9 protein-coding genes are annotated in these 12,463 nt (G+C 42.3%); 5 read left to right on the plus strand and 4 right to left on the minus strand.

All coding sequences use genetic code 11. From position 1 onward, the window contains the following. Positions 1–101: 101 nt before the first annotated feature. Positions 102–1,145: a glycosyltransferase family 4 protein gene (locus H7J92_RS09460; protein ID WP_221836718.1), complete on the minus strand. Its 1,044-nt coding sequence runs from the start codon at positions 1,143–1,145 to the stop codon at positions 102–104. Between the two features lie 405 nt (positions 1,146–1,550). Here H7J92_RS09460 and secA2 point away from each other — a divergent pair, with 405 nt between their 5' ends. Next, entirely contained in the window at positions 1,551–3,917 is a 2,367-nt protein-coding gene (gene secA2, locus H7J92_RS09465) for an accessory Sec system translocase SecA2 (protein ID WP_221836721.1), read from the plus strand. Beyond that, the gene (locus H7J92_RS09470; RefSeq protein WP_221836723.1) at positions 3,914–4,822 is read left to right on the plus strand and encodes an accessory Sec system S-layer assembly protein; all 909 of its coding nucleotides are present in this window, start codon (positions 3,914–3,916) and stop codon (positions 4,820–4,822) included. Before secA2 ends, H7J92_RS09470 begins: the two co-directional genes overlap by 4 nt. Before the next feature lie 345 nt (positions 4,823–5,167). Here the strand turns inward: H7J92_RS09470 and H7J92_RS09475 are convergent, their stop codons facing one another. Both H7J92_RS09475 and H7J92_RS09480 read right to left on the minus strand, forming a co-directional pair. Further along, the gene (locus tag H7J92_RS09475) at positions 5,168–5,647 is read right to left on the minus strand and encodes a C40 family peptidase (protein WP_009765887.1); all 480 of its coding nucleotides are present in this window, start codon (positions 5,645–5,647) and stop codon (positions 5,168–5,170) included. Between the two features lie 1,083 nt (positions 5,648–6,730). Then, positions 6,731–7,435, minus strand: coding sequence for a glucosamine-6-phosphate deaminase (locus H7J92_RS09480; protein ID WP_040758899.1), 705 nt, complete (start codon positions 7,433–7,435; stop codon positions 6,731–6,733). A gap of 426 nt (positions 7,436–7,861) precedes the next feature. Between H7J92_RS09480 and H7J92_RS09485 the strand changes: the two genes are divergently transcribed. Genes H7J92_RS09485 through H7J92_RS09495 form a run of 3 tightly spaced genes read left to right on the plus strand, consistent with a single transcriptional unit; the run spans position 7,862 to position 10,185 of the window. Beyond that, positions 7,862–8,002: a cytochrome c oxidase subunit 2A gene (locus tag H7J92_RS09485; RefSeq protein ID WP_425516858.1), complete on the plus strand. Its 141-nt coding sequence runs from the start codon at positions 7,862–7,864 to the stop codon at positions 8,000–8,002. Positions 8,003–8,028: 26 nt separating this feature from the next. Beyond that, positions 8,029–8,529, plus strand: a complete 501-nt coding sequence (locus H7J92_RS09490) for a cytochrome c oxidase subunit II (protein ID WP_009765891.1) — start codon at positions 8,029–8,031, stop codon at positions 8,527–8,529. A 3-nt stretch (positions 8,530–8,532) separates the two neighbouring features. Further along, on the plus strand, positions 8,533–10,185 hold the full coding sequence (locus H7J92_RS09495) for a b(o/a)3-type cytochrome-c oxidase subunit 1 (protein WP_078817229.1): 1,653 nt from the start codon (positions 8,533–8,535) through the stop codon (positions 10,183–10,185). 252 nt (positions 10,186–10,437) lie between these two features. Here H7J92_RS09495 and H7J92_RS09500 read toward each other — a convergent pair whose 3' ends face one another. Further along, positions 10,438–12,333 (minus strand): sensor domain-containing phosphodiesterase, encoded by a 1,896-nt coding sequence (locus H7J92_RS09500; protein ID WP_221836726.1) that lies wholly within the window; start codon positions 12,331–12,333, stop codon positions 10,438–10,440. Between the last annotated feature and the right edge of the window lie 130 nt (positions 12,334–12,463).

The raw sequence follows: 12,463 nt of genomic DNA on the forward strand, positions 1-12,463 counted from the left end.
TTTGAACTCTAACTTTTGGGGTGCACGTCAATCTCGCTCTTTTCTTTTTAGTAAACACCAGAAAAAGCCCCCATTCGTCATCCGGATGAGAGCTTTCAAATTTATTTACCAATCATACGTACTAAATTTAACAACGGGCGATAATTCGCACCTGCCAGTCCGATCAATTCGACAAAAAGCTCAATGACAATGAGCATAACTAGTACGAGCAGCAATGCCCCCCATACCGTTGCTTGAGAAAACAGAACGGCCACCGCACCAAATAAAATCGCAATTCCATAGATCGTCAATACAGCTTGTCTATGTGAAAAGCCTGAACGCAGTAAGCAATGATGCAAATGTGATTTATCTGCTGCTGAAATTGGCTGCTTCATTCGAACGCGTCGTACGATCGCGAAGAACGTATCGGAAATTGGAACACCCAGCATAATAATCGGAATGACCAAGGATACAACTGCAACATTCTTGAAGCCGAGCAATGCCAGTACCGAAATCATGAAGCCAAGGAATAGCGATCCGGTATCCCCCATAAAAATTTTCGCTGGATGGAAGTTGTAGATCAAAAATCCGAGCGAGCTGGCTGCCAATATAGATGCTGTAGCAGCAACGAAAATATTCCCCATCAACACCGCCATGACTGTAATGGCGATTAATGCAATGGCAGATACGCCTGCGGCCAAGCCGTCCAATCCATCAATCAAATTGATGGCGTTGGTGATTCCAATAATCCAAATAATGGTGATTGGAATACTTAAATATCCTAAATCCAACTGGCCAATGAACGGCAAGTTAATCATCTCTATTTGCAGACCGCCCCATAGAACGACGACCAATGCAGCTACAAGCTGGCCTGACGCCTTTGCTTTCGCTGTTATTTCAAGCATATCATCTAAAAAGCCAATTATGACAATTAATAGCGCACCGAACAAAATGCCAGCTGCGTGTTCGTCGGATGGCAACAAAATCGCATATCCAATAATAAATGCGCCGAAGATGGCTAGTCCACCAATTCGAGGCATAACTCTCGCATGGACTTTTCGATAATTGGGACGATCAACCGCACCGATTCGAAAAGCGAGTTTAATGACAAGTGGTGTAAGTATGACAGCAGCGATAAAAGCTACAGACATTGCAATGAATAACATGTCTTTCCTCCCCAATTAACAATAAGTTCATATCGCATTTCATTATAGCATGCTTGCTACTAGATTTCACTACTAAGTACACTTTCCCTGTTCGTTCCCTCAATCGCTTGCTTGCAAACTAACATTGTAACTGGTCCTAGCAGGATTTCCGCTAGGATAGATGAAGTTAAATGTGTGTGAAGCTTCACCTGCGTCAAGGTTGAGTTTCTCAACCTGAAACTTCTTGCTCCCAACCACTAAAATAGCGAAACCGCAACACAGAATACATAGTCATCTCCCGAACAATACAAAGTTCACACTTCAAACATACAGCCATATTCTAGAGATAGTCTTTTGCCTAGGTTTTTGGTAAAATAGATAGGAATCTCTCATTTAGATAGAGGTTTATAAAGGAGCGTTTAATTTATGTTGAAAATCTTTAAGCGTAAAACTGGGACGAGTGAACGGCAACTGCGGAAATACCGCAAGATTGTGGAGCAGATTAATTCACTTGAGCCTAAATACATTGCCATGTCGGATGATGACTTGTCTGGTATGACTGATCAATTCAAAGAGCAATTGGAAGGCGGAGCTACGATCGAAAACATCTTACCGGATGCTTTTGCTGTAGTGCGTGAAGCTTCCAAACGAGTTCTTGGAATGCGGCATTTTGATGTGCAGCTAATTGGCGGAGCCGTCTTAACGGAAGGTAATATTTCTGAGATGCCGACCGGTGAAGGGAAAACACTCGTTGCTTCTCTCCCCTCTTACGTACGTGCCCTAGAAGGAAAAGGCGTGCATGTCATCACTGTAAATGATTACTTAGCAAAGCGTGACTATGAACAAATCGGACAAATCCATCGCTTCCTCGGATTGACAGTTGGATTGAACGTACCAATGATGCAAGGACCGGCCAAACAAGCGGCCTACCAATCGGATATCACATACGGTGTCGGTACAGAGTTTGGTTTTGACTACTTGCGCGATAATATGGTCCAAGATTCTTCTCAAAAAGTACAAAGACCGTACCACTTCGCTATTATCGATGAAGTCGACAGCGTCTTGATTGACGAAGCAAAAACACCGCTCATCGTAGCAGGTAAAATGCAAGCTGATGCCGATCTGCACCATATTGCGGCTCGCTTGGCAAAACGCTTCAAAAAGGGTGAAGACTTCGAATTTGACGATGCCACAAAAGCTACATCACTAACTGAGCAAGGTATCGAAAAAGTTGAAAAAGCATTCGGTATCGGCAACTTATATGACTTGGATCACCAAACGCTTTATCATTACGTCATCCAGGCTGTACGTGCATTCGTCATCTTTAAGCGCGATGTAGATTATATCGTGCGCGATGAAAAAATCGAGCTGGTTGACATGTTCACAGGTCGAATCATGGAAGGCCGTACGTTGTCGGATGGTCTGCACCAAGCGATCGAAGCAAAAGAAGGCGTGCCCATTACAGATGAAAATAAAGCACAAGCCCAAATTACGATCCAAAACTATTTCCGTATGTATCCAAAACTTTGCGGTATGACCGGAACGGCGAAAACGCAAGAGAAGGAATTCCGTGAAGTATACAATATGGAAGTTATTCAAATTCCGACGAATCGTCCACGTGCGCGAATCGATTCTCCGGACTTCGTATATAAGACGATTGAAGAGAAGTATAAAGCAGTGGCAAGAGAAGTGGCAGCGCGTCATGCGAAAGGACAGCCGGTACTTGTCGGTACAACGTCCATCCTGCAATCAGAGGCTGTTGCAAAGCATCTGCGTGAACAAGGCTTGGATTTCCACCTATTGAACGCGAAAAGTGTCGAGCAGGAAGTCGATTTAATTTCACAAGCTGGGCAACAAGGACATATTACGGTTGCTACGAATATGGCCGGCCGCGGTACAGATATCGTGCTCGGCGAAGGTGTCGAAGAAAATGGCGGATTGTTCGTGCTGGGTACGGAAAAGCACGAGAGCCGTCGTGTCGACAATCAGTTGCGAGGTCGTTCAGGTCGTCAAGGTGACCACGGCGAAAGCCAATTCTATCTTTCATTGGAAGATGAGATGTACATTCGCTTTTCCCCTGAAGAGCTCGAGAAGTTCCTGCCGAAGGTACGCACCGATGAAGACGGCAAAGTGTTAAACCATGAAGTCCACGAGCTAACAGAGCGAACACAGCGGATTGTTGAAGGGGCTCATTTCTCCATGCGGGAATATAATCTCAAGCTGGATGACGTCATCAATGACCAACGGGAAGTTATTTATTCATTGCGTAATCGGGTACTTGAAAGAGAAGATATTTTCGGAAAGTTGAAGGCGATGCTTTCTGAAACGGTTGAATTTGTTGTACTCGACAGCTGTCCAGACAATGAGATTGCAGATAACTGGGATTTCGAACGGATTGAGCGCACGATGAACGCCTTGTTGCTGACTCCTGTCGAATTGCCGAAGTCACTGGATCGAACTTCTGATATCTTGAAACAGTATGATGAAGGAATGGCGGAGTTGTTTGCATTTATTGACTCCTTCACTGATAATGAACAAGTGAGTCAACTGCTCCCTCAAGTCATGCTAGGCTATCTCGATACGATGTGGGTCAAGCATCTTGAAGTGATGACACGCTTAAAAGAAGGAATCGGCTTGCGTTCTTACGGACAAGAAGATCCGATGCGTATTTACCAGCGTGAAGGCTTGCAATTATTTGCCAAGCATTATCAACGTCTGCGTCGCGATATCGCGTCTGAAATTATCACATTCATGAAGCAACTTAACACACAAGAACAGGAGGTTTCCCAATGAAACTCTTCAACCTATTTAAAAAGACTGAAAAAACTGGGTTAGACAGTACAGTGGAATCCAATGAAATACTAGAGAATGCACAAAGCAGCTCTGGCAACGAAGACATCGAGACGGCACTATCCCTTCATCCGCAATGGAACCTGACACAGGAGCAAGAATATGTGTTTCGTTTCCTCGCGAATGAACTGGAGCCATTAAAACCAAATCAAATCTCTTTATCAGGTATCGATATTGACTTGGAGCCTGCAAACGGTAGCTGGCTTGTCAAAGCATTTTTCCGTTCTTCGCTCGACCAAGCAATCACTGTCGGTTCCATCGAATTATTATTGATTGACGAAGAAGGCAATACAGCAGCTTCCGCGGAGTTCGACTTGAATGAACTAGGTGAAATTCCTGCACGCAGCGCACGTCCATGGGTATTCGTTTTCGAAAAGAATGATCAATTGGCAGATGAACTCCCGACTGAAAATTGGAAGCTCGCGTTCAATGTACATTCTATGATGCCGCATCAATTGGAGCTTGCACCTTCTTGGGAAGAGCAGCTGCCTGCTGAGCAAAAAGAAGCACTAGCTGAAGTAGTAGCTGGTCTTCCAAAACTAAAACCCCGCGAAGTAAATATCGCAGGGTTCCAAATTCAAAAGCAAGAAGACGGCAATATTGCAGCATCTGTTTTTGTCCGTAACGGTCATTCCAAGCAGATTAATATTGAAAAGCTTCCTTTAGAGTTAATTGATGCAACTGGGGAACTCGTAGCACGGGGAACATTTGAGTTGAATCCCGCGCTTTCTGTGAAAGCGAACAGCACGACTCCTTGGACGTTCATCTATCCGACAGAATTGATTAAAAAGGACGAACCAGATTTCTCACGCTGGACGATCCGCGTACCACAAGATTCTACAAATTAATGAAAAAGAACTGCCCGGAAAATCTATCGGGCAGTTCTTTCATTTTATTGACTGAAAATGTCTACCGATGATCATAAACTACCCGCAAGCGATCATAAACTCCATTCGGCACTCATATCTAGTACCCTGGTGATCATACAAATCCCACAGGCGCTCATAACATCACTGAACTCGATCATAAAGCTACTCCACTCGCTCATAGAGCAATTTCCTCACTGATTTTTGGTGATATAGTTCATAATCGAGTCACTACCCAGCACTTTCCCGATCGTTTACAAGTTATTTAGCCCCTTTTTCTATGTACAAAAAATCGATCCCCCTATTGGAAGATCGATTGGAATTTTATTATTTAGCTGCGACTTGATGAACGCCAGCGATGCGTTTTGCACCTACATAGCGCTTGCCCCAGTAATATGGATCGTTTAATTTATCTACTCGTACACCTTTAGATGTCGAAGCATGAGCGAATTTTCCGTTCCCTACATAGATTCCTACGTGAGAGACACCTTTACCACTTGTATTGAAGAATACAAGATCACCAGATGTTAAGTTGGATTTTTTCACTGGTTTTCCAGATGCATAAAGACCACTGGAAGTACGTGCCACTTTCAATCCATTTTGATTGAATACGTATCCGACATAACCTGAGCAGTCAAACCCTGCTTTTGTAGTGCCGCCATAACGGTATTTAATACCTGTTAGACTTGTTGCCGTCTTAGTAATATTTGTAGATTTTGTTGAAGCATCTGCTTGTCCAGCGAAAGGAGCGACGAGTAATAAAATAGACATTGCCAAAACTGAAAACGTTTTCTTCAATAACTTCATGTGTTCCTCCGATAATCTTATGTATTTAGGTAACTTGCTAACCTTTTATGTTGTATTAACTCTATCATTTTTCAAACGCCTGCTATATTACAGTTATGTAACAAGAAGATTTCAAAACAGTAATATCCGTTACTTTTGAAACATTTTATTACAATATATTTATCTTTCGATAAAATTGAACATACAAAAGGCTGCTTTTCGTAAAGAAGCAGCCTTCGGATTATAAAAAAAGATTTGGGTATGGTAACGGCACCGTTGATCTACGTTCCAAGCTGACGCTTTCTTATCCCTGACCAAGTGATTTGTTGAAATTGAAGATAAGAAATAGGATGACTTATCCGAATAGACTTATGAAATTATAGCTTGCGAGCGGTCCGGGATTTCCGTTCCAGACGGTACACTTTCCGGGGGGCGTGACCTTGAGCTTCCTCGTTCGCTTCGCTTCCTGCGGGGTCTCAAGACGCACGCTGATCCCCCAGGAAAAGCCGTCACGAAGAACGGCTTTTGCGACTAAAAGCGAAGCGTTAGGAGCACATTTTTGCCTTTCGACCGTCCTCCACTCCAATCCATAGTTAGCATGTAGGGACACATAGCAAGCTCATTGTAGTTTTTTAAGTTCTAAAAAGTGTTTCCATAGTCAAAGTACAAAACTACCATATTTCATTGACTTAGTTTAAGGGCGTTAAGTGATTCAGGAAAATAAACTTTCGGGCAATGTTGCTTATCATTCGCTTTTGAACTTTGGTTACAATGTATAAGAAAGCATCACCTTACCACTTAAAAAATTGCAAAGAACAACACTTTAAACTTCCCATAATAAAGTAGGGATTGAAGCGGAAGATGGGCGACTCCTGCGGGATTAGCGTGACAGGTGAGACCCTGGACTGAGCGAAGCGAAGGAAGCGGCTCACCGCACGCCCCGCGGAAAGCGTCCCGTCTGGAGCGCAAATCCCCGGACCTACGCCCATGTTCCTTTCTTGCGTTCTATTCTATAACGCTAATCCAACTTTATCTCATAGGTATTTATCTACAAGCTAAAGGCTGCTTCCTCAGAATTGAGGAAGCAGCCTTTTTTGTAGGACATCAGTCGATTTGCAGATCCGTTATTACCACTACGTCTTCATGACGCAATAGTTTAGTGATTGGCCAGTCGGGTGTGACTTCGCCTTGCTTTAATTTCTCCATCGCTGCTCGCTTTTTCTCGCCGAATGCAACCATGATGAGTTTTTTCGACTTCATGATGGAGGAAATCCCCATCGTCAGAGCCGTGTTTGGAATTTTTTCGTCGTTCTCGAAGTATTGGCTGTTCACGCCAAGAGTCGAGTCTGTGAGTGTTGCGACATGTGTTACGGAATCAGGAGAAGTTCCGGGTTCATTAAAAGCAATATGACCGTTCTCTCCTACCCCTAATAATTGAATATCAAGAGGATTGGCGTTTAGTTGCTGCTCATAGTTCTGGCATTCTTTGTCCAGGTCTTCCGCCATCCCGTTTGGTATATGTGTTTCTTTAAAAGGCTTTTTATTGAATAAATGTTGTTTCATAAAGTAGGCATAGCTATTTGGGTTGTTAGCATCTATCCCTACATATTCGTCCAAGTTGAACGCAGTTACTTGTGAAAAGTCCAGGTTTGAGTTGGTCCATTCCTGATAGACCGGGATCATCGTGCTGCCTGTCGCTAGTCCAAGTACGTTTAGTCGATTGTTGCGGAGCTCTTCTTCAATAATTTTATAAACTTCTTTTGCTCCTTCTTCAGGACTTTTTACTGTGATCCATTTTAAGTTTTCCATCTTATACACACCGGCTTTCCTAAGTTTTACCTTATATATTGTAATTTCAAATGTTTCATTGGTCAAGATTTGAACCATTCACTTGGAGTAGACTTTTAAACCGTTGATTTACACTGCAGGCGCTTTGTACTTTTGATCGCATCCAGTTCCAAGCGCCAGTCTCTCGGTCACTTCGGTCTTTCCGAAAAGGTGCAAAGACCACACCTTTGTCGGCAAGACCTCCAGTGCCTGTCGAGACTAGACGGCGCTTTGCACTTTTGATGCACAAAGATACGCAGTTGTGTATGTCAAAAGGATGTAAAGTGGTTGAACATATTGTGAACAGTTCGTCTGCTTTTACACTCATAGGGAATTCCCTAATTCCTTATTCCCCCCCAAAGATTAAGATAAACGTAAGATTAATTTCCCGACGAGGAGGTGGCCGCATTGAGCAAGAAAAAAATGGCTTCTGCGAAACAAACGAAGGAAGATGCGAATTTAAAAGGCACGTTGATCATGGTAATGATCCTAGGTGTCATAATTCTTGTCTTCTGGTTCGGAATCTACGGTCTTTTCTTATCTAGATAACCAAAAGTGTTTGAGGAGGAAATACTATGCATCTGCATAAATACGAAAAAGTTTGGCTTGTATTTGGTTTAGGGTCATTGGCCTTATTCCTAATTATCATCGGCTTTGCAGCATTCTGGAAAGGAACACACCCACAAAGCCATATTGAAACAATCGATCCGCAAAACGTGGAAGCGAATGAAGCATTCCAGCCTGAAAACTTGGGCCTGACTGAAGTAGCTGAAGGTAAGTATGTTGTTAATATGGTCGCTTCTGCTTTCAATTATGACTTCGGAAAAGAAGAGGATGGCAGCGCTACTAAGACGATTCGCGTGCCGAAAGGTTCCACAGTCCTTTTCCAAATTACAAGTAAAGACGTAGTTCATGGATTCCAAGTGGCCGGAACGAATGTCAATATGATGGTGGAACCAGGGCATATTAGCCGCTTTGAAGCTGTCATGAAAAACAATGGTGAATTCACGGTTGTCTGTAATGAATATTGCGGCATCGGACACCACTTAATGTTTGGCACTGTGGAGGTGTACTAACCAATGGAATTATTTAACTTCTCAAAAAAAGAATCAAGATTGTATATGTCCTTCATGTATGTCACGTTTGTCTCTCTTTTGGTCGGCGGCTTAATGGGACTATTGCAGACATTGGTTCGCTCAGGAAAATATACATTACCATTCAATATCGATTACTACACGATCTTGACAACACATGGCGTTGTTCTTGGTCTGGTTTTAACTACATTCTTCATCATCGGGTTCCAGTTTTCGCTTATGGGAAAAACGGTTGGGATATCCGATAAGCAAATCATGTGGGGATGGGTTTCGTTCTGGGTCATGCTGGTCGGTACCGTACTCGCAGCATGGATGATTCTAACTGGAGAGGCTTCTGTATTATATACATTCTATACACCTCTTCGTGCACATCCAATTTTCTATATTGGTTTAGCGCTCGTTATTATCGGTAGTTGGATTGCCGCTATTGTCAACTTCCGTCAATTGTATGTATGGAAGAAAGCCCATAAAGGTGAAAAGTCTCCATTACTCGCTTTCATGGTCACCATCAATATGGTCATGTGGGTTGTTGCTTCATTGGGAGTAGCTTATTCAGTTGTCGTACTGATCTTACCTTGGTCACTTGGCTATGTTGCAACCGTAAACGTACTCTTAACGCGTACATTATTCTGGTATTTCGGTCATCCGCTCGTTTATTTCTGGCTTTTGCCTGCTTATATGGCCTGGTATGCAATTATCCCAAAAATTATCGGTGGAAAGCTTTTCAGTGATTCATTAGCAAGACTATCATTCATTTTACTGTTGATGTTCTCGATACCTGTCGGGTTTCACCACCAACTGACAGAGCCAGGTATCGATCCTACTTGGAAATTCATTCAAGTTGTCTTAACTTTCATGGTTGTCATCCCGACTTTGATGACTGCATTCTCTATATTCGCTACATTTGAAACGACGGGAAGAAATAAAGGATATAAGTCTTTATTTGGCTGGTTCAGACACCTTCCTTGGAAAGATGTTCGTTTCTTGGCACCTTTCATTGGAATGGTAGCCTTTATTCCAGGAGGAGCAGGCGGGATCATAAACGCTTCTCACCAAGTGAACGCTCTCGTCCACAACACAATCTGGGTTACTGGTCACTTCCATTTGACGATTGCTACAACCGTGATCTTGACGTATTTCGGTATTGCATATTGGTTGATTCCACATTTGACGGGTCGTCGTTTGACTCCCAAATTGAATAAATTAGGTATTATTCAAACTATCATCTGGACAGTTGGTATGACAATTATGTCTACTTCCATGCACATTCAAGGCTTGCTCGGCGGACCACGTCGTTCAAACTTCTCTGAATACGCAGGAGGCGATCAAGTAGCCACTTGGATCAGCTATCAAATTTCACAAGCAGTTGGGGGAACCATTTTATTTGTCGGTATCGTATTGATGGTTTATATCTTCATCCAACTGGCATTTTTCGCACCTCGCGGGTACGAAGAATATCCAGTTGCCGAAGAGGATATGGATGCAGAAAAAACACCGAAGATTTTGGAGAACTGGTATTTATGGATCGGTATCACGATCGCGTTAATCTTATTCGCGTACACGATTCCGATGATTGACATCATCAAGCACTCTCCACCAGGGTCTATCCCATTCGATTGGCCAATCGGACGTTCTTAAACAACAAAAAAGCCTTGAGAATCCAGTTTCTTTGGATTCAAGGCTTTTTTTATAATCAATCACGCCTTGGTGTGATTGCGTCTGGATTTTGAATCGTGCATGCACGATTCACTCCCTACAAAATCCATGACATCCGCCGGAGGCATTATCTTAGTTCAGCGGGCGTTTGAACACCCGCTGTACAGGAAATAGAATCGCATTCATCTCATCACCTATAGAGGTGAGAGTCTTCTGCTGAATAAAGATAAAACATTATTTTAGCGGTAAATACAAAGCGGTGTGACCTGTCAAGTTCTCAAGCATTTCGGCCATAGCTTGTTCGTTAAGAGGTTTGGCAAAATAGAAACCTTGTAGTTCATCACATTCTTTGTCTTTCAGGATTTCCCATTGTTCTTTCGTCTCTACCCCTTCTGCTACTGTTCGGATATTCAATGTTTTACCTAATTGGATGATTGTTTTTACAATGGTCCTGCTTTTCTCGTCATGCACAATATTCATAATAAACGTTCGATCGATTTTTAGCTGTTTGATAGGGAATGATTGAAGATAGATAAATGCAGAGTAGCCTGTACCAAAATCGTCGATCGCGATAGAATATCCTTGGTCTGACAGTGTCTGAATTTGTTTCTGTACTATATCATGTCGTTCGAGTGCGACACTTTCTGTAATTTCTAATACTAATTTACTAGGAGATATTTGTGCTTCTTCCAAACATTCTTGTAGAAATGTTGGTAACTTATCTTGCAAAAAATGTCTCGGTGATAGATTGATTGAAATAGTGAGGTCATGTAGCCCCAATACCTTAAATATTTTCAGCTTTTCTGTCGCTTGACGGATGACCCATTCGCCAATTGATAGTATAAAACCTGTCGATTCTGCCAGCTCAATAAAATCTGCTGGATATATTAAACCGTATTCTGGATGGCGCCAACGGATTAACGCTTCAAAACCGATGATTTCCCCTGTTTCGCTTAGTACTTGCGGCTGATAAAAAAGACTGAACTCATTCATATCCAGACCTCTGCGCAAGTTCATCTCAGACATCATCGCTTGTTTCATATGATTGTGCATATCTACATTATAAATACCTACACTCTTTCTAGAAGAAAGGTGTTTACTAGTTTCCAAAGCAAAACGTGCAGCCTGCACTCCATCAATCGGAGAGCGAACGTCTTTCGGATAGTATGCGACTCCATAACTGAATGTCAAGTAAACTTCCTGTTTAGCGACAAGAATGGGTTCATTCAGTTTCTTCATCAGTCCCTCCATTTTCTTGGTAAATTCTATGCCATATTTACCGTAAGGAACGAAGAGGATAAAATGATCAAACGCAATTCTTGAGATGAAATGAGGCATATCCAAATAGTGCTGAAAACGCTTGGCGACAGTCTGAATAATTTCATCTGCCAACTCAGGACCCAATGCACTTTGAATATCAATGAACTGGTCAATATTCATATAGAGAAAAATCCCTTCCTGCTGTTCGTCAAACGGTGAAATACTGGAAGCCACTTGTGTCAGGAACGCATTATAATTCTTCATTCCTGTCAGTTCATCTACAAAAGCTAAGCGATGGATGTTTTCTTCAAAATCTATCCGGCTCAATCGATCGAATAGAAAGGACAGCATATCAGCAATGGAGGAAATAATCATCCGATCAAAGGTATTCCATTCCCGGCGTTCACGTGATTCGCAGCAGAGCACTCCGCCGATTCCTGAACCAAGAATTATGCACGCATCCAAAAGCGAATGATAGTTTCCCGAATAACCGAGGAATTTTCGTACAATTCCTTTGGTAGCCTCGTTTTGATTTATATCAACTACTGCTAATGTGCGGTGGCTTTGAATAGCTGTAAAGTAGGCTGCAAACTCTTCAGCTCTCAAATCTTCGTCAACAACATGTTCTTTTGTTTCATCATTATAAGAGTTTTGCGAATGAAGTACTGTCCGATCCTCATTAAACAGCCATATACTCACGCGCTCACAATCCATGATCTGGGAAACTTCAAAACATATATTCTCCAGCGTCTCTTTAATTGTTTTCGGATTAACTGCACAGTATTTTGCTTTTTCAAATATCCGTTCTTGTTGCACGCGTATTGCATCAATCTTATGCAAGTTTTCGATTATTTTATCATCCCTTCGCAAGAAAGCACCGCCTTTCTTATGTGAAATCTGTGAAAAAAACAAAGTAATTTTAATGGTTCAATTATATCAGTCTATAGATAAATTAATAGTAACACATAGTTCTTTCCGCAATAAAGTATACTTGTCCAAA

This window comes from Sporosarcina aquimarina, assembly GCF_019748715.1.
GTDB lineage: Bacteria > Bacillota > Bacilli > Bacillales_A > Planococcaceae > Sporosarcina > Sporosarcina newyorkensis.